We start from the raw sequence: 19,172 nt of genomic DNA, 5'->3' as shown, positions 1-19,172 counted from the left end.
TAGAGGGGGTTTTTAAATGAAAAAAGTTGTTCGTTACTCATTAGTTAGTACTCTATTAGTTTCTTCATTTTTAGTTGGCTGCGCAAAAGAAAAAACTACAACAAAGCCGAAAGATGAAAAGAAAGTATTACAGTTACTAGAAACGGGTGAAATTCCGTCGTTAAACTCAGTGAAAGTCACAGATGCAATCTCGTTTAACGTTTTGAATAACGTAATGGAAGGACTATTCCGTCTATCGAAAAATGATGAAGTAATTGAGGCAGGCGCACAAAAATATGAAGTGAGTAAAGATGGAAAGACATATACATTTCATTTGCGTGATGCGAAATGGTCAAACGGAGATCCAGTAACCGCTCATGATTACGTATACGCTTGGAAGCAATTGATTAATCCAGATACCGCTTCTCAATATGCATACATTGCGTACGATGTGAAAAACGCTGAGAAGATAAATAAAAAACAACTAGGTCTAGATGAATTAGGAGTAAAAGCGAAGGATGATAAAACGTTCGTCGTAGAGCTAGAACATCCTGTACCGTATTTTACGAAATTATTAATTTTACCATCCTTCTATCCAATTAACGAAAAATATGCGAAAGAGCAAGGTGATAAATACGGATTAGAAGCAAATAAAGCGGTATATAATGGACCATTTACATTATCAGAGTGGAAGCATGAAGCTAGCTTTACAATGAAGAAAAACGATAAGTATTGGGATAAAAAAGAAGTGAAGTTAGATGAAGTAAACTATCAAATTGTAAAAGAAATTTCAACTGCGGTAAATTTATATGAAACAGATAAAGTTGATAGAGCTGTTATTTCTACAGAATTCGTGGATAAATATAAAAATAATAAAGAGCTAAAACAATATACAGATCCAGTTATGTACTTCTTCCGATTTAATGAAAATGTACCGATTCTTAAAAATAAAAATGCACGTCTTGCGCTAAGTACAGTTTTTGATAAGAAAGGACTTGCGGATTCATTTTTAAATGATGGTTCGGTTGCTGCAAACTATTACGTACCAAAAGGATTTTTAAAGGGACCAGATAAAAAAGATTTTAGAAGTACGGCAGGTGAGTTTAATAAAACTGATGTAAAAAAAGCGAAAGAATATTGGGAAAAGGCAAAGCAAGAAACAGTTACAGATGAAGTGACGTTAGAACTATTAAATTATGACTTAGAAAACTTTAAAAAAGTTGGAGAGTACATTAAAGAGCAGCTTGAGAAAAATTTACCAGGTTTAAAAGTGAATGTGAAATTGCAACCACATACGCAAAAATTAGCACTAGAGAAGAAGAAAGAATATGAAATGTCGTTATCACGCTGGTTACCGGATTATCCAGATCCAATGACTTACTTAGAAGTATTCCTTTCTGGAAGTAGTGTTAATAATACAGAATATGCAAACCCAGAATATGATGCGTTAATTAAGAAGATTAAAACAGAATTAGGTAATGATGAAAAGGCTCGCTGGAAAGCAATGCAGGATGCTGAAAAAATGCTACTTGATGATGCAGTAATTGCACCGGTATTCCAGCGCGGATTATCTTACTTACAAAAACCATATGTGAAAGATTTATATGTACATCAATTTGGTCCAGCTACAAGTTTAAAATGGGCAGATGTACAAAAATAAAAGAATGGGGAAACAGACTTCACGTATGTGATAGTCTGTTTTTTTGTACAGTTCCGAATGAAATATAGACATTTCATATGTTTTTTTACGACTTAAAAATAAAATTATTACTAAAATTCCAGTGTGAAATTTATGTAGAATCTTGTATAATTAACGTGTTTCTATGGAAACATTTTCTTGCGCTATTTCTATAGGATTTAATAGAACAAGGAAGGAAATACATACATGTATATAATAGACAAATAGAATGGAACATCATGTATAGAGAAAAAGGAGAGAAAAGATGGCGTGTCAAAGACAAGGGTTACAAGTTAATAACGATAGAAAGAGGGACAGAAGATGAAAATGAAGCATGCTTTTGGTCCTATAATTTTAGCGTGTGTGCTTTTTTTCATTATCATTCTAATCCCATCGAAAAGTTTAGTATCGCTTATTAGTGATAAGAAGGTAGAAGATGCGGCTACTTCTTTACAAAAAGAGAAATTACAAAGTGTTTTCTTACAGCAAAAAATGTTAGATAATTCACAGTATTTACCGATGTACGGTTCATCAGAATTTTTACGAATGGATGCATATCATCCGTCTAATTATTTCAAAGTAAATCCAGCTGGTTTTACACCGTTTTTAATTGGAACTGGCGGTACACAAAGTTTAGCTCATATTTTAAATATGACATCTACTATGGATGAATTAGAAGGTAAAAAAGTAGTCTTTGTTCTTTCACCACAATGGTTTACAAAGACTGGTGTATCACAAGGGGATTTCACTAATAATTTCTCCAAACAACAAGCATATCATTTTATTTTTAATGATGAGATAAATCCAGAAATGAAGAAGCAAATCGCGAAACGGCTATTAGATTATAAAGTTGTTCAAGAAGATGATATATTAAAAAATTCATTAGAAGGTATTGTATATAATGATACGAAACATAACATAAAAGCAGGTTTAGTTAAACCACTTGCTTATATGCATCGAAATATTTTAGATCATAGAGATTTATTTAACTCTTTATTTAAAATCGAACCGATGAAAGAGAAAACAAATAGCGGACTTCGTTCAATTTCTTGGGAAGACGCACGTAAACACGCAGAACAAGAAGGGAAAGCTGAGTCTACTACAAATACATTTGGAATTGAAAATCCGTATTATCATAAGAATAATCTGAAGAAAAAACTTAAAGGTTTAAAAAACTTTAGAGCAAATGAAACATATGATGAATCACCAGAATATAATGATTTACAAATTATTTTAGATTTATTTAAAGAGAAAAATGTCAAACCGCTCTTTATTTCTGTACCTGTAAATGGGCCTTGGTATGATTATACTGGATTCCCGAAAGAACGCCGTGAAGTGTATTATAAAAAAGTTCGAGAACAGGTTGAGAAAGCAGGATATCCAGTAGTTGATTTCTCTGGCCATGAATATGATAAGTATTTCTTAAAAGATACGATTCATTTGGGCTGGAAAGGTTGGATTTATTTTGATGAAGCAGTGCAGAAATTTTATTCTGAGAAATAAAGTATAGAAATCGGAATGGCTATGAGCCGTTCCGATTTTTTTAGTATAGAGGATTTTGGTGAGGACAATTTGGGAATGCATGTATATCTTGAACCTGTCTATAATCATAATGTTTCATTGCGAACTGAGCTTGATAAAGGTATTCATACACATATAATTGACCATCATGCGCTGAACATAATACGCCGGAAGTTCCTTGCCCATTTATGAAGGAAATACCGATAGGGCGTCCGATTAAGTATGGTATTTTTTGCTGCCAATGCATAGGGGAATCACTCCTTTTTGAGATAATATACGAAAAGAATGATCGAATGGTTGCTTATCCATGTAAATGTAGATGGAAAGGTGTTATATAATTTCTGAAGATTAATTCATATATAAATAAAAAACCGCTATAATTCCGAATGAATTTATAGCGGTTTTTATTATATTCTTAAGCGAGATTTTTACGCTTTTTTGTCCATTTTTTTATAACGAAGTATAAAAGTATAAGTACGACGCCACCAATTGCGAATGATTTCACATACGGACCAGCAATATCATTTATATTCTCCCAATTTTCACCTAGTTTTTCACCTAAATAAATGAAAATGATTGACCAAGGGATGATTGCGAGTGCTGTTAATGTAGTGAAACGTAGTAAAGGCATTTTTGTAATACCAGCAGGAATTGAAATCGCATGACGCACTACTGGAATGAAGCGTGCTGTAAAAATGACGCCAGTTCCGTAACGATTAAACCAATCTTCTGCAGCATCTATTTGTTTTTTATGTATGAAAATATATTTTCCGTAACGTTCTAATATAGGGCGTCCGCCGTATCGTCCAAGCCAATAAATAAAGATTTGAGCAATAACACCGCCAATTGTACCGAATACAACAGCGCCTATAAATGAGATACTTCCATTGAATACTAAGTATCCTGCATAAGCAAGGACAATTTCACTTGGGATAATTTCAATCATAAGTCCAAGCATAATGCCCCAATAACCTAATCCTTCAAAAAACGTTAATACTGAATGAATAAAACTACTTAACATTGTTGCACCTTCTAGTTTATGAATTTTTGAGTATAAGAACCTTTTATTTAATCACATAAAAGGTTCACTATATGTAGATTATACCTTATTTACATAGGGGATTGCTATTTCAATTCTTTTATGTCTCTCATAAGTATTATAGTAAAGGATATAAGCCGCGTTTTTATGAAGGGTTAATGAAAAGATTATTAAGAATTTCTCATATATCAATGATAATAGACTGAAAATTAAGTATAATGGTATAGGTCTTTCATTTACAAAAATAGGAGGAGAACGTATGTATATTACAGATCCGATTTATGGACCAATCTCTATTCGTGATAGAGATATCCTTCGATTGATAGATACAAAAGCATTTCAAAGGTTGACGCATATTAAACAACAAGGACATACTTATTTTTTACATGAGAACGCAATACATACAAGAGAAGAACATTCGATAGGTGTATATGTGCTAGTAAATAAAGTGATAGAACATCTTACTGAGATTCGTGACATACATTTATCGAAATATGAACGAAAGCTAGTATCTACTGTAGCCCTTCTACACGATGTTGGACATGGGCCATATTCACATTGTTTTCAGCAAATATCGGGTGAAGATCATGGTGAGTGGACGGTACGAATCATTCAAGAGGACGAAGAAATACGTACGATTTTAAATCAAACACCTAGATTATTAGATGATGTAACGAAAGCTTTAACAGAAGATGGAGTTTTTCCAATTATAGATGAGCTCTTATTTAATTCATTAGGAATGGATCAATTAGATTTTTGGAATAGAGATATATATTACTCATCGCTTGAATTAGAAGGTTTACAGATAGAAGAATTGATTGCTAACATGCGTTTAATTGACGGTAAACTTGTTATTGAAGAATCGGGAATCCCCTTCATTGAACAATTAATGAAAATGAAAGAAGGGCTTTACAATAATGGATTTGGCCACCCGTTTGTGATAGGAAAAGACATATTGCTGCAAACAATTTTTAAAATGATAGAGGAGAAAAATCTTTCGTTCTATACTCCTGAACTTCAAAACTTCTTTCATAACGGAGAGAAGTTAGAAGTAGAGGACTTTCTTCCGTTACAAGATGAAATCATTTTAAATGAAATAAAGTACTTTGCAAAATCAAAGGACGTACAATTAGCGACGTTAATTCAGCTTTATTTTTCAGAAGCCAAAAGTTTATCTTTTGAAAAAGGACTAGAGGGTGATTTTAAAAAGGAAAATAGCACTTTAGCAGTAATAACTGAGAAAAAGGCGTACAGTTCATATGTAGGTGGTATTTACGTCTATAGTGAGGGGCAGTTAGAGGATATTATAGAAAAATCCCCTTTTATTCAACAGATAGTGAGATTACCTAAAAAAGAATATGCATATTCTTTTTAAATTGGTTTGAAAACATAAAATAGATGGGGTGGAAATGTGAACTGGAAAGAACGTCTTCTATAATTGGATGATTTACCAATTATATTAGAATGGTATAACGACGAAGAATTACATAACATAGCAGATGTGAAACCATTTAAGCGATATACAATAGAAGAACTTCGGGAGTATTGGACTAAAAAATTAGCGCGGTCTTATGCAAGTTATCATGTAATAATAGTGAGAGATGAAGTAATAGGAAGAGTCGGATTAAAAAAGACGAAATATGATGATACCTATGTGATGGAATACTCTATTCTTATTGGCGTTTCGAATTTATATTCAAAAGGACTTGGAACAGAAATTACAAAGTATTTCATAAGTAAATCGTTTTTAGATTCCGATATACAAGCAGTTGTATTACAGGTAAGGGAAGACAACAAAAGGGCAATTCGTTGTTATGAGAAAGCTGAATTTAAAAAAGTAAAATCATATATAGAGAATGAAGTGAAAGTGTATGATATGCATAGAATTAAGAATGAGAAAATAGCACATTTAAAAAACAGTTAATTCTGAATGTAATGAGGGTTAGAGGGATATATGGAACCTTAAATGACACTACTTGTAGATATGCGTAATACTACGGCTTTATATGAAATGAAACTTAAATTTAAATAAATCAAGCAAGCATTTGTTGTATATTTGGAACAGATGGTTGCTTGTTTCCGTTATAAAAAAATAGAAGCATTTCTGCTCCTATTTTTTAAGGCTTCACATCTAAGTTCTGTAAAAATAACGTTGCTGTTACGTAACGCTTTGCTAACATTTGTACATAAGCGGTATGTACAGAAAGGGTCGCAATGATAATAGCGTTACGAATTGCTTCGCGTTGTTCGTTATTAATTTGATCGAACTTGCTTGCGATTTTATCAGCTTTTTCTTTTACAATGTTTTCAATTGTATGAACGGTATCTGTTGCATTTAATTGTAAGCAATTCCCTTGATTGAGTTCTTCAAATAGAGAAGAGTATGCTACATATAAATGAACAGGATTGATTAAATCATCACTTCGATCGGCTGGGTCATTTACAATAAGGCGTAATAGCTTACGAATGGATTCAAAATCAAGTGCTGTTTTTAAATCTTCGACAATAAATAGTAAGGCTGCTTGTTCAATTGAATATTTTTTCCCTTTTTGAGGAGAGCCAATCATTTCTTTTATATCTCGTTTCACCCAGTTTTGCATAGCAGTTACAGAGAAACTTGTGTTTTCAATCTGATTGCCAAGCGCAACTATTTCATTTAAAGAAAAACCGACATCAGTATCGTCAATTTTAATCAGCTTTTCAAAAATAGGTGAAAGTGCGGTAGTAATAAAAGCTGTAACGCTTTGTCCGCTTTCAATATCTTTTTTATGTGACTTTGCCCAAGCTTCTTGTAAAATACCGAGAGGCTTTTTCGTATTCCATCCTCTTAGTGATAGAAGAAGGGTAGCCATTTCGTTTCGTGTGAGATGAAATGTTTCCATCTTTTCACCTCCAAAATAATAAAAAGTTCTTATGAACTTATAATATGTTTTGTTTCATTTAAAGTCAATTCTGTTTTGCTTAAATTTTCCTTTGTCACCAAACTGTCGGAAGTAAATAATACTTGCATATTCCGACAAAAGTTCATATAATAAGTTCATAAGAACCTTTAAAATGTTCTTAAAAACAAATCTATCATTCTGAATTTACTAGAAAGATAGATTTCACATATATCTATATAAAAGGAGAATGGATATAATATGTTGAAAAAACTTGTAGCAGTAATGACAGCATTTATGGTTATCTTTGGGGCTAGCAGCTTTATGTTCGTAGATCATGCGGCAGCGAAAAGTTACAAATCTGGTAAAAAATCATTTACACCAAGTTCAGGTCAAAAGTCAAAAGTTGATTTAAACAAAAAAGACTCAAATGTAAATTCTCAAAAAACGACTCCAGATTCAAAAACGAAAGCAACAAACACAGCACCAAAAAGTAATAAAGGAAGCTTTATGAAAGGTTTATTACTAGGTGGTCTTGGTGGTTTACTAATGGGTAGCTTATTTGCAAATATGGGAGCTCTTGGTTCTGTATTAGCGTTTATGGTAAATATGTTAGTAATGGCTGGTATCGTAATGTTAGCAGTTCGTGCATTTAAATACTTCAAAGACCAACGTAAAAAGAAGGCAGATGAAGTAGCATGGAAACAATAAAAATTTCTGAACAAGAATTAATAAATGCGCTTTGCGTATATATAGCTGAAAAAAGACAAGTGGGTCCAGAAGAAGTGTTAGTTGAACTCATGTATGACGATGACTACGGTTTCTCTGCGGAAGTAGAGGTAAATGGTCGCCAGCAAATTTTAATTCAAGCAAACTTAATCGAAGCATTACGCTTATTGCTTGACAGAGAATATAATGTCAATTCATTCGCAGCGAGATTACAGCTTGAATTAGATGATGAAGAAGGTATTTACGCATTAGCGAAATTTAATAACTCGGATGAGTAGAGAAAAGAGCTGTTGAGAATAATCTCAGCAGCTCTTTTTAGTATGTGCATATGTAGAAGAATAATCACGCCAAATTTCATTCATCTTTCGTCTACCGATATCTACCATCGGATTAAACTGAATTGCAGCTTTCTGACGAACAAAGTGAACGTTTTGAATGGCGTGATATAATTGTTGGTCGACTATATCACGTTTTTTACTTGCATATTTAGCAATTGATAGACCTGCAACAGTTCCTTGCGCCATCGCAATTTTTCCGCTTTCAATGCCTGTAATATTGCCAGCTACAAATAAACCTGGAAGAGGGGTTTCCATTGTTTCGGAATGGAGAGGAACGTGTCCGCCTAATTCTGAAATGTAATGGAAGGGACAACCAGCTACAGCTGCAAGTTCGGCAAGTGGGTATAATCCCCCGGCAATACAAACAAAATCTGCTTCATATATTTTCTCTGATCCATTAATAACATTTCCTTTAGAGTCAATATTAGCAATACGTACACCTTCAACTTGATCTGTTCCGATAATTTCAAGAGCTGCTTTCCGAAGGTGAAGTGGCGTTCCGTTTATTTTCATTCCGCTGTTTGGATAGAATGTTAATCCAGCTTTTCGAATCCAATCATATTTCATAAAGTGGCTACCTATTCGTAAAATAGCAGAAGGAGCGAGATGTGCTGCATTTAAAAGAGAGTTTAAAACTTCTTCAGGTTCACCAGCTTTTTGACTTAACTCGCTTTTTTCAGGGAGTACAATATGATCTACTTTAATTCCCGCTAATTGCAATTCACTTAAAATGGCGAAAGACAAAATGTTAGCACCAATAATGATTCCTTTTTTTCCAACTTGCACGCGATGAACATTTGTCATAACTTGAGCTGCTCCAATTGACATCACTCCTGGAAGTGTCCAGCCTGGAAGGGGAATAGAATATTCCGCAGCACCAGTAGCAAGTAGTACGAACGGTGCTTCTAACGTACCGATATTAGTATGTACAAACCAATTGTTTTCATCTTTATCTAAATTATAGACCGAAACACCGCACCTGATATGTACTGAAAGTGATTCTGCTTCTTCATGAAGTCGCTTCGATTCTTCTATTCCGTTCCACCATTCTCCAGTAGGCTCTTGATGCAACTGTCCTAACAATCTCCCGCCCGGCTTCATAAATTCATCAATAACGAGCACTTTTAGTCCGAAACGAGCACAAGAGATAGAAGCAGATAATCCCGCTGGTCCTGCACCAATGATAATTACATCACTCATCGTTTTTTCACCATCTCTCTCACGATATTCGGATGCTGTTTCCCGCTTTCAACAACCATGTTTTCTTCTACAACAGTTAAGCATGCGCGTACATTTGTTTGATTATTTACTGTCACGCGGCATTCGGAACAGTGCCCGATATTACAATAAATACCTCGCGGTGTCCCGCTATCTTCATGAACTCTTAATGTCCGTATTTCATTTGCTAACAGGGCAGCAGCTATCGTTTCATGTTCATATGCTTCGTATTGATGACCGTTAAATTGAAAAGTAATACGCTCACTACTTTGTAAAGTACCTAAAATAGGGTGATGTGTAATTCTATTCATTTACTTTCACCTACCGATCCAAAAGTAACTGCACGTATTGGTGGTTGATATTTTAACGGTAGTTCATTAAGAGTTACGTCAGGATTCGCATTTTCTATCATTCGATCTATCATTATTCTGCATGTGCGACCACCGCAAAATCCCATGCCAGCACGTGTTCTTAGTTTTAATTCTCTTGCCGAGCAGTTATATTCAGCAATTGTCGATTGAAGTTGTCCATATGTAACCTCTTCACAACGACAAACGATTAAGTTGTTTTTATTTGTCATATGTATTCCTCCTCTAGTTCGGTTTGCACAAATTATATATGCAAAAATCATGCCAATATAGAGGGGAGAGGGCTACCTATAAACGCCTGATTGGTGCATACTGATTCTTTATTGAAGTCCGAGTTTCTTTAAACGGTTATATAAAGTAGCCCTTGTTACGCCAAGTTGTTTTGCGCATTCTAATTTATTCCCATTTAAAATTCGTAAAGCCCTTTCAATAACTTTTTTCTCATGCTCATCCATCTCTTCTTGTAAAGAAAGGATTGTATTATTGTTGCTGAGTAATAGGGAATGAGCTGTATGGTTGTCTAAAGTTTCAGTCGTATGAAATGGTAAATATTCTTGTTTTATAATTCCGTCTGTTGCGAATACCACAAGCCGTTCAACAACGTTTCGAAGTTCGCGAATATTACCTGGCCAATTGTAATGAAGCAGTTCATACATAATGCTTGAAGGTAGGTCACGAATTGGTCGGTTATAGTTGATCGAAAAATCGTTTAAGAATGAGTATGTGAGTTCGATAATATCCTCTCGTCTTTCACGCAGCGGTGGAATATGCAGGCTAACTACATTTAAACGATAATATAAATCTTCTCGGAAAGTTCCTTTTCTCATTTCTTCTTGTAAATCCCGATTTGTAGCAGCGATAATGCGGAAATCAATATTAATTTCTTTTTCTCCGCCAACTCGGTAATACTTTCGTTCTTGTAGTACACGTAACAGTTTTACTTGCATATCGAGCGGCATTTCGCCAATCTCATCGAGGAATAAAGTACCGCCTTGTGCGAGTTCGATTTTACCTTTTTTCCCTTTACTATTCGCTCCAGAAAAGGCCCCACGCTCGTAACCGAATAATTCACTTTCAAATAAAGCTTCTGGAATTGCCCCGCAGTTAATCGAAATGAAAGGCGCCTTCGCTGCTTCACTTGCTTCATGAATTGCTTTCGCAAATACTTCTTTTCCAACTCCGCTTTCCCCAAGTATTAAAACAGTTGATTTCACCGAACAAACTTTTCTAGCTAATTGTATCGTTCTTTGTATAACAGGACTTTTCCCATTCATCGCAAGGAATGGATCGGATTCATCTTTATACTTTGCCACTTCTTGTTCTAAACGGTGCATTTCATGTGACATATTAAATAGTTTTTCATTTAAAGCGACTTGATTTGTAACATCTGTTTCTGAAACGACTGCTCCTATAATTTCATCATTACAATAAACTGGATTTGAATTAATTAATACGAATAAATCGGGACGAGGCTGATGGAACTGAGCGACTATATTTTTTCCATCATGTAAAGATTGTAAAATTTCCAAGTCTTTATAATCAAAAAAACGAGTAATCGGTTGCCCAATAATCTCATTATGGTTGACTGAAAATATTTTTTCAGCACCATCTGTCCAAGTTCGAACGCATTCTTTACTATCAATGACTGTAACAGAAGAGTCAGTTGTTTGTATTACGGTGTTATAAAATGACTGTAGTTCATTGTAGGACTTATAAAGAAATGGAATCATTTGCTGAGAGGTTATACAGAATATCGGCTCATCGTTTTCGTTAAGGATGATAACAGCTAATTCATAAGAAAAAGTGTCAATTAATGCAGTGAATGAGTCATCTACATAAATAATGGCGCAATTATATTCTTCTGTAGTAGAAGGGAGATAATAAAACCTTCCGTTTACTTGCTTAATGTGATTAAGGCTACATGTATGATCGATTAAAATACTTTCCAAAAACTCTTGTATAGTCGGAAATGAAAATGCCATAATATCCTCCCGTTATGTATAAAAAATTTGACAGTGATAAAAAAATAATACACCTATTTACTATAAATTTGAATTATTTTTACAAATAAAAATATTGTTTATGGAAATTGTATATGTGCAGAATTGGCACGTCAATTGCATAAAAGAAAGTGAGAGGTTTAGGGAAAGGAGGAGTATATTGTGAGGCACTGCGACGTTTTAATTATAGGTGGTGGAATAATAGGGTGTTCTATCGCTTATTACACTTCAAAATACGGAAGAGACGTAACAATCATTGAAAAAGGAGAATTTGTCAGCGGGACGTCTTCACGGTGTGATGGGAATATTTTGGCCATTGATAAAGACCCAGGGTTTGATAGTCAAATGTCTTTAGTAAGTCAAAAATTAGTAACTGATTTAAGTGAAAAATTAGAGCATTCATTTGAATATAGGGCACCAGGAAGTATTCTCGTATGTGAGTCAGACGAAGAGATGGAAGCTGCGCAGCAATGGGTAGATCGGCAAAAAGAAGCTGGATTACCGTTTCGAATGCTTGATAGGCAAGATATAAGAGAAGAGTCGCCTTTTTTTGCTGATGATTTATTAGGCGGTTTAGAATGTGCGACGGATTCAACTGTGAATCCATATCTCCTTGCTTTCTCGCTTCTGTCAGAGGCACAAAAGTTTGGCGCAAAAGCCTTTAAGCAGACCGAAGTAAAGAGTATGAAAATAGAGACGAATGGTTCATTTGTTGTAGAAACTACGAATGGTACTTTTACAGCAAAACAAGTTGTAAATGCAGCCGGTGTGTGGGCTCCTAAGATTGGTCAGATGTTAAATGTAAATATACCAATTGAACCGAGAAAAGGGCATATTATAGTAGCATCAAGGCAACAACATGTAGGATGCCGTAAAGTAATGGAATTCGGTTATTTAATTTCTAAATTTGGCGGAAAAAGAAAAGTAGATGCTTTAACTGAAAAATACGGGGTTGCGCTCGTATTTGAGCCTACTGAAAGTCAAAATTTCTTAATTGGAAGTAGTCGTGAATTTGTAGGGTTTCATACGAGAATAAACAATGAAGTCATTAAATGTATCGCAAATAGAGCGACTCGCTTTTATCCGAAAATGGCAGATATGATGGTAATTCGTTCTTACGCTGGTTTACGTCCGTGGACAGAAGATCATTTGCCGATTATTTCACGAGTGGAACATATTCCGAATTATTTCATTGCCGCTGGACATGAAGGGGATGGGATTAGTCTTGCAGCAGTTACTGGGAAAGTAATTGAAGAGTTATTAAATGAAAAAGAGACAATTATTCCTATTGAACCACTTCGTTTGAGTCGTTTTACAGAAAGGGTGTTAAACGGATGAGGTCACAAAGAGTCTTTACGACTATTGATACACATACGGGCGGGAATCCAACGAGGACATTAATTAGCGGACTTCCAAAGTTGATTGGAGAGACGATGGCAGAGAAGATGTTACATATGAAAAAGGAATATGATTGGATTCGAAAATTGTTAATGAATGAACCGCGTGGTCATGATGTAATGTCAGGGGCATTATTAACAGACCCGTGTCATCCTGAGGCTGATATAGGTGTTATATACATAGAGACAGGTGGATACTTACCGATGTGCGGTCACGATACAATCGGTGTATGTACAGCGTTAGTTGAATCAGGTTTAATTCCAGTAGTTGAACCGATTACTTCTTTAAAACTAGATACCCCGGCTGGCTTAGTGGAAGTAGATATTGCTGTTCAAGATGGAAAAGCAAAAGAGGTATCTTTCTGTAACATACCAGCTTTTTTATTGAAAAATATTACTGTACACGTCAAAGACATTGGAACTGTAGAGGCTGATATTGCGTATGGAGGGAATTTTTATGCCATTATTGATGCGAATTCAGTAGGCCTAGAATTAGTACCAGAAAATGCATCTACAATCATCGATAAGGCGATTCATATAAGAAACACAATTAATGAGAAGTTTGAAATCATTCATCCAGAGTATTCGTTTATTAGAGGATTAACACATGTTGAATTTTATACAGATGCTACTCATGAATGTGCGAATGTGAAAAATACAGTTGTTGTACCACCAGGCGGAATAGATCGATCCCCATGCGGTACAGGAACATCTGCGAAGCTAGCTGTATTATACGCTCAAAAAGAAATCAAAATTGGTGAAGAGTTCATTCATGAGAGTATCGTTGGTTCTTTATTTAAAGGATATGTCGTGAATACGACACATGTTGAAAATATTGAAGCTGTCATAACGAAAATTACGGGATCAGCTTGGCTTATGGGTATGCATAAATTTTTTTACAATGAAATGGATCCACTCAAAGAAGGATTTTTGCTAATTCCGCCGATGGAACATGAAACGGAGGATATAAAATGAACATTCAAAAAATGTATACAGCAGTAGACGTACATGTAAATGGCGAGGCATTTCGTGTAATGAAAGACGTACCATGCAAATACTACTACAGTTTGGAGCAATTAAATGAACAATTTTCAGGTGAATTAGCAGAAGAGAGGAAGCTTTTATTAAATGAACCACGTGGTTTTATCGGTTTGAATGGGTGTATTGTCGTTCCATCTATCCATAATGAAGTGGATGCAGCTGTATTATTTTTTAATCATGAAGGTTCGATTCCGCTTCATTATGGGGGCATTGTTGCGGTAATAACGATGTTACTCGAAAGTGGGTATTTAAAAAAGAGAGAGTCCAATCAATACAAAATTGAAACGTTATCTGGAATATTTTTAGTTCATGCGTATGTAGAGAATGATGAAGTTGTATCTGTTTCGTTTGAAAGCAAACTTTGCTATTTGATTGAGGAAAATTTACAGGTTGGTAATGTAAGTTATTCTCTCATACAAGCAGATAAAGTATATGCAGTTGTAGAAAAAGGTGCGTATTCGCCAGAAATTCGTGTTGAAAACATTCCAGAATTGAAAAGATGGGGAGAAGCTACACTGCAGGTTATACAAAAACAGTCGCTAATAAAAAGGCTTATTTTAGTAGATCCTTCGCAAAAAGAAAAGAACCATATAAAGTCGATTACATTTCATGAAGATAACTTTATCGTACGTTCGCCAGGTTTTGTTTCTACTATCGTTTCCTATGTTCATGCGTTATTTAAAAATGATTATATGGCGGATAAACCTTTTAAAAATGAAAGTATATTTAATAGTTTTATAACTGTGGAAAAAGTGAAGAAGGAGGAGCTAGGGTACATTTTCCGTTTTGAAAGTAGAGGATTTATTACAGGAATGCAGACGTTTCTATTAGACCCTACGGATCCATTTCCGGCAGGGTTCTTATTAAAATAAAATGTGATAAGGAGAGATAAATATGCAAAAAATTAAAGGGGCATTTCCAGTATTAATAACACCGATGGATGAATTTCAGGAAATTAATTGGGATGGGGTAAAACAAAATGTAAATTACTTTATCGAACAAAAGGTTGCAGGCATCATCATTAATGGAAGTACAGGAGAGTTTGTAAGTTTATCAAAAGAAGAGCGATTTAAAATGGTAGAAACCGTTTTGAAAGAAATTGATGGCCGTATTCCAGTCATTGTTGGAACTGCTGCGGAAACCACGAAAGAAACAATTGAATATACGAAACATGCAGAAGCGCACGGAGCGGATTGTGCATTAATTATAAACTCTTACTATTGTAAACCGAAGGAAGAGGAGATCTATTTTCATTTTAAAGAAATCTCAAACTCTGTAAATATACCAATTATGTTATACAATAATCCATTTACTTCTGGTGTTGATATGAGTACAGAGCTAATGCTCCGTATTGGAAAAGAGTGTGAAAATGTTACACATATTAAAGAATCTAGCGGAGATATTCGAAAAGCAAGAGATTTAGTAAGACAAAGTGAAGGGGCTTTCCAAGTCTTCTGTGGTTCTGAAGATTTAGTTATGGAATCATATTTAGTTGGTGCCTCGGGATGGGTTTCAGTAGCAGGAAATATCGTTCCTGGTCTCGTTACAAAAATGTATGAGCATTTTCAAAATGGTGAATTAGAAAAAGCATGGGAAATAAACGATGCTATTTTACCACTTTGCGAGTTTCTTGAAGGGTCAGGGAAATATGTTCAAATCGTTAAACGTTCCATGGAATTACATGGGCAAGCGGGAGGACCTTCTCGCTATCCAAGACTAGGATTAACTGTTAACGAAGATCAAAAGCTTCAAACGATTTTATCAAATATTGCAGCTCATGCAGCTGTTTAAATAAGGAGGAGAACATAATGTTAAAGACAAATATTGAGCTGAAACCAAAAGTGGAAGCGTTTTTAAATGAAGAAATTAAAATGTTTATTAATGGCGAATTTGTTTCTGCTATTGGCGGAAAGACGTTTGAAACGTACAATCCAGCAACAGAAGATGTTTTAGCAGTCGTATGTGAAGCGCAAGAAGAGGATATTGATGCTGCAGTAAAAGCAGCAAGATCTGCATTTAAATCTGGTCCGTGGGCAGAAATGACTACTGCTGAAAGAGCGCATCTTATTTATAAATTAGCAGATTTAATTGAAGAACATAGAGAAGAGTTAGCGCAATTAGAAGCTTTAGATAATGGGAAGCCGTATCAAGTAGCACTTGAGGATGATATTTCAGCGACTGTAGAAAATTATCGTTATTACGCAGGATGGGCTACAAAAATTATTGGGCAAACAATCCCGATTTCAAAAGATTACTTAAACTATACGAGACATGAACCTGTAGGTGTTGTAGGTCAGATTATTCCGTGGAACTTTCCGCTCGTTATGTCTTCTTGGAAAATGGGAGCTGCACTGGCGACAGGTTGTACGATCGTATTAAAACCAGCAGAGCAAACACCTTTATCCTTACTATATACAGCAAAACTCTTTAAAGAGGCTGGATTTCCAAACGGTGTTGTAAACTTTGTACCAGGCTTTGGTCCTGAAGCAGGAGCGGCAATTGTAAATCATCATGACATTGATAAAGTTGCTTTTACAGGATCTACTGTTACAGGAAAGTATATTATGCGTCAGTCTGCAGAAATGATTAAGCATGTAACGTTAGAGCTTGGCGGCAAATCACCAAATATCATTTTAGAAGATGCGGACTTGGAAGAAGCAATTAGTGGTGCATTCCAAGGTATTATGTATAATCACGGTCAAAATTGTAGCGCAGGATCACGTGTATTTGTTCATCGTAAACATTATGAAACTGTAGTAGATGCACTTGTGAAAATGGCGAACAACGTAAAACTTGGAGCAGGTATGGAGAAAGGAACGGAGATGGGTCCACTCGTATCTAAGAAACAACAAGAGCGTGTGTTAAATTACATTGAGCAAGGGAAGAAAGAAGGTGCTACAGTTGCGGCTGGTGGTGAACGTGCGCTTGAAAAAGGTTATTTCGTTAAGCCAACTGTATTCACAGACGTTACAGACGATATGACAATCGTTAAGGAAGAAATATTTGGACCAGTTGTTGTTGTACTTCCATTTGATTCGACAGAAGAAGTAATTGAACGAGCGAACAACTCATCTTATGGCCTTGCTGCGGGTGTATGGACGCAAAATATCAAAACGGGTCATCAAGTGGCAAATAAATTAAAAGCAGGAACAGTGTGGATTAATGATTATAACTTAGAAAATGCAGCTGCACCATTTGGTGGATACAAACAATCTGGTATTGGCCGCGAATTAGGTTCATATGCGCTTGATAATTATACAGAAGTGAAAAGTGTTTGGGTAAATATAAAGTAATAGGGCGTTTTACTGACAAAAATTGAGGGATGAAATAATGAAAGATGCGGACAACTAGAAAGTTTGATAATAGTTGTCCGTTTTCTTATATACAAAATTGTTTTTCAAAAGAATGATAAGGGGGATTTGGATGGAGAATTTAGTAGAATGGTTAGTAGGGCAAGTGTGGAGTATCGGTTTAGTTGTTTTTGCATTAGGGGCAGGCGTATATTTCACGATTGCAACACGCTTTTTGCAAATTCGTTATTTTAAAGAGATGATTAAACTATTATTTGAAGGAAAGAGTTCAGAGACGGGAATATCATCTTTTCAGGCATTTTGTTTAGCCTTATCAGGAAGAGTTGGAATTGGTAATATCGCAGGGGTAGCGACAGCAATCGCTTTCGGCGGGCCTGGAGCTGTATTTTGGATGTGGGTAATGGCTTTGTTAGGGGCAGCGAGCGCGTTTGTTGAATCAACATTATCTCAAGTATACAAAAGTAAAGTAGGGAATGAATATCGCGGCGGTACTCCATATTTCATTGAGAAAGGTTTAAAAATGAAATGGTTTGCAGTCATTGTAGCGGTAGTTGTAACACTTTCATATGGCGTGTTATTACCAGGTATTCAATCTAGTAGTATCGCAGTTGGATTTGAAAACTCTAATGGTATTAACAAATATATAACTGGTATATTTTTAGTCGTGTTACTAGCAGCAATTATTTTTGGTGGTGTAAAGAGAATTGCTGGCGTTTCTCAAATGCTTGTTCCATTTATGGCAATTGGTTATGTAATTGTTACATGTATCATATTAATTGCGAATGTAACGGAGATTCCAAGTATGTTTGCTTTAATTTTCTCTAGCGCATTTGGTGTAAATGAAATGTTTGGTGGAATTGTTGGTGCAGCTATTGCATGGGGCGTAAAACGCGCTGTATTTTCAAACGTTGCTGGTGTCGGAGAAGCGACGTATAGTTCGGCTGCTGCTGAAGTATCGCATCCTGCAAAACAAGGATTAGTTCAAGCGTTTTCCGTATATATCGATACAATTGTCGTATGTACAGCGACAGCTCTTATGATATTAATTACAGGTATGTATAATGTTATACCTGAAGGGAAACGCGCTATTGTAAAAAACATAGGAAGTGTGGAAGCAGGTCCAATTTATACGCAACAAGCAGTTGAAACTGTGATGACAGGGTTTGGTCCAATATTTATTTCAATTGCAATTTTCTTTTTTGCATTTACAACGTTACTCGCTTATTACTATATCGCTGAAACGACACTTACTTATTTAGATCGTCAATTGAAGTATGGCTGGTTAAAACCAGTTTTAAAATTTGGATTTTTAATTATGGTTTACATCGGTAGTGTTGAATCAGCGTCGCTTTTATGGAATCTCGGAGATTTAGGAATCGGTAGTATGGCATGGTTAAACTTAATCGCGATTCTATTATTAAGTAAAATCGCATTAAAAGTGTTAAAAGACTATGAAACGCAGAAAAAAGAAGGGAAAGATCCAGTATTTGATCCTAAAAATGTAGGGATTGAAGGATTAACATTTTGGGAAGAAAGAAGTAAAGAGGTTGAAAGGAAAAGTTCTAGAGAAAAAGTTATAGTAGATGATAATTTAAAATTATAACGTAAATTAACTGAAAATTCTTGATTTAAAAGAAGGTATATTGCCTCCATTTCATCGCATACTACAATAGG

Annotated in this window: 19 protein-coding genes; 12 read left to right on the top strand and 7 right to left on the bottom strand. The window is 35.2% G+C overall.

The annotated features are described in order from the left end of the window. The first annotated feature begins 16 nt into the window (after positions 1-16). The gene (locus CN409_RS08345) at positions 17-1,639 is read left to right on the top strand and encodes a peptide ABC transporter substrate-binding protein (protein WP_097981623.1); all 1,623 of its coding nucleotides are present in this window, start codon (positions 17-19) and stop codon (positions 1,637-1,639) included. A gap of 339 nt (positions 1,640-1,978) precedes the next feature. Next, the gene (gene dltD, locus CN409_RS08340; RefSeq protein WP_000782293.1) at positions 1,979-3,160 is read left to right on the top strand and encodes a D-alanyl-lipoteichoic acid biosynthesis protein DltD; all 1,182 of its coding nucleotides are present in this window, start codon (positions 1,979-1,981) and stop codon (positions 3,158-3,160) included. Between the two features lie 40 nt (positions 3,161-3,200). On the opposite strand, the gene CN409_RS08335 is transcribed toward dltD, so the two are convergent. Together CN409_RS08335 and uptA are read right to left on the bottom strand one after the other, a co-directional pair. Continuing rightward, positions 3,201-3,425, bottom strand: a complete 225-nt coding sequence (locus CN409_RS08335; protein WP_000558692.1) for a hypothetical protein — start codon at positions 3,423-3,425, stop codon at positions 3,201-3,203. Between the two features lie 168 nt (positions 3,426-3,593). Continuing rightward, positions 3,594-4,199 (bottom strand): undecaprenyl phosphate transporter UptA, encoded by a 606-nt coding sequence (uptA, locus tag CN409_RS08330; RefSeq protein ID WP_000952913.1) that lies wholly within the window; start codon positions 4,197-4,199, stop codon positions 3,594-3,596. Positions 4,200-4,476: 277 nt separating this feature from the next. Here uptA and CN409_RS08325 point away from each other — a divergent pair, with 277 nt between their 5' ends. Then, positions 4,477-5,592: an HD domain-containing protein gene (locus CN409_RS08325; protein ID WP_017763259.1), complete on the top strand. Its 1,116-nt coding sequence runs from the start codon at positions 4,477-4,479 to the stop codon at positions 5,590-5,592. A gap of 63 nt (positions 5,593-5,655) precedes the next feature. Continuing rightward, entirely contained in the window at positions 5,656-6,141 is a 486-nt protein-coding gene (locus tag CN409_RS08320) for a GNAT family N-acetyltransferase (protein WP_240518622.1), read from the top strand. Positions 6,142-6,334: 193 nt separating this feature from the next. Here CN409_RS08320 and CN409_RS08315 read toward each other — a convergent pair whose 3' ends face one another. Continuing rightward, positions 6,335-7,099, bottom strand: coding sequence for a DUF1836 domain-containing protein (locus CN409_RS08315; protein ID WP_000447231.1), 765 nt, complete (start codon positions 7,097-7,099; stop codon positions 6,335-6,337). A 258-nt stretch (positions 7,100-7,357) separates the two neighbouring features. Here CN409_RS08315 and CN409_RS08310 point away from each other — a divergent pair, with 258 nt between their 5' ends. Together CN409_RS08310 and CN409_RS08305 are read left to right on the top strand one after the other, a co-directional pair. Continuing rightward, a complete protein-coding gene (locus CN409_RS08310; RefSeq protein WP_000914478.1) occupies positions 7,358-7,807 on the top strand; it encodes a hypothetical protein in 450 nt (149 codons plus the stop codon). Next, on the top strand, positions 7,795-8,103 hold the full coding sequence (locus tag CN409_RS08305; protein ID WP_000447759.1) for a YxcD family protein: 309 nt from the start codon (positions 7,795-7,797) through the stop codon (positions 8,101-8,103). Before CN409_RS08310 ends, CN409_RS08305 begins: the two co-directional genes overlap by 13 nt. Positions 8,104-8,127: 24 nt before the next feature. On the opposite strand, the gene CN409_RS08300 is transcribed toward CN409_RS08305, so the two are convergent. The 4 genes from CN409_RS08300 to CN409_RS08285 form a co-directional block, all read right to left on the bottom strand. Further along, positions 8,128-9,363: an NAD(P)/FAD-dependent oxidoreductase gene (locus CN409_RS08300; protein WP_016098630.1), complete on the bottom strand. Its 1,236-nt coding sequence runs from the start codon at positions 9,361-9,363 to the stop codon at positions 8,128-8,130. Further along, on the bottom strand, positions 9,360-9,692 hold the full coding sequence (locus CN409_RS08295; RefSeq protein WP_001080019.1) for a (2Fe-2S)-binding protein: 333 nt from the start codon (positions 9,690-9,692) through the stop codon (positions 9,360-9,362). Before CN409_RS08295 ends, CN409_RS08300 begins: the two co-directional genes overlap by 4 nt. Next, the gene (locus CN409_RS08290; RefSeq protein WP_000182619.1) at positions 9,689-9,961 is read right to left on the bottom strand and encodes a (2Fe-2S)-binding protein; all 273 of its coding nucleotides are present in this window, start codon (positions 9,959-9,961) and stop codon (positions 9,689-9,691) included. Before CN409_RS08290 ends, CN409_RS08295 begins: the two co-directional genes overlap by 4 nt. 108 nt (positions 9,962-10,069) lie before the next feature. Continuing rightward, positions 10,070-11,731: a sigma-54 interaction domain-containing protein gene (locus CN409_RS08285; protein WP_097981621.1), complete on the bottom strand. Its 1,662-nt coding sequence runs from the start codon at positions 11,729-11,731 to the stop codon at positions 10,070-10,072. Positions 11,732-11,911: 180 nt separating this feature from the next. Between CN409_RS08285 and CN409_RS08280 the strand changes: the two genes are divergently transcribed. From CN409_RS08280 to CN409_RS08255, 6 genes are all read left to right on the top strand, one after another. Further along, positions 11,912-13,087 (top strand): NAD(P)/FAD-dependent oxidoreductase, encoded by a 1,176-nt coding sequence (locus CN409_RS08280; protein ID WP_081143710.1) that lies wholly within the window; start codon positions 11,912-11,914, stop codon positions 13,085-13,087. Then, complete coding sequence (locus tag CN409_RS08275) at positions 13,084-14,121, top strand: proline racemase family protein (protein WP_001257539.1); 1,038 nt, start codon at positions 13,084-13,086, stop codon at positions 14,119-14,121. Before CN409_RS08280 ends, CN409_RS08275 begins: the two co-directional genes overlap by 4 nt. Further along, positions 14,118-15,059 (top strand): proline racemase family protein, encoded by a 942-nt coding sequence (locus tag CN409_RS08270; protein WP_001025577.1) that lies wholly within the window; start codon positions 14,118-14,120, stop codon positions 15,057-15,059. Before CN409_RS08275 ends, CN409_RS08270 begins: the two co-directional genes overlap by 4 nt. A gap of 22 nt (positions 15,060-15,081) precedes the next feature. Further along, positions 15,082-15,978 carry a 4-hydroxy-tetrahydrodipicolinate synthase gene (dapA, locus tag CN409_RS08265; protein WP_001169450.1) on the top strand — a complete coding sequence of 299 codons (897 nt, stop codon included), beginning with the start codon at positions 15,082-15,084 and terminating at the stop codon, positions 15,976-15,978. A gap of 17 nt (positions 15,979-15,995) precedes the next feature. Beyond that, positions 15,996-17,480 carry an aldehyde dehydrogenase family protein gene (locus CN409_RS08260; RefSeq protein WP_000920980.1) on the top strand — a complete coding sequence of 495 codons (1,485 nt, stop codon included), beginning with the start codon at positions 15,996-15,998 and terminating at the stop codon, positions 17,478-17,480. 130 nt (positions 17,481-17,610) lie between these two features. Then, on the top strand, positions 17,611-19,101 hold the full coding sequence (locus CN409_RS08255; protein WP_081143709.1) for an alanine/glycine:cation symporter family protein: 1,491 nt from the start codon (positions 17,611-17,613) through the stop codon (positions 19,099-19,101). Positions 19,102-19,172 lie beyond the last annotated feature (71 nt).

The sequence above is a fragment of the Bacillus sp. AFS012607 genome (genome assembly GCF_002558005.1).
Lineage (GTDB): Bacteria > Bacillota > Bacilli > Bacillales > Bacillaceae_G > Bacillus_A > Bacillus_A thuringiensis_S.
The sequence above is the reverse complement of the archived record's forward strand: the minus strand, read 5'-3'. Positions and strand labels throughout refer to the sequence as shown.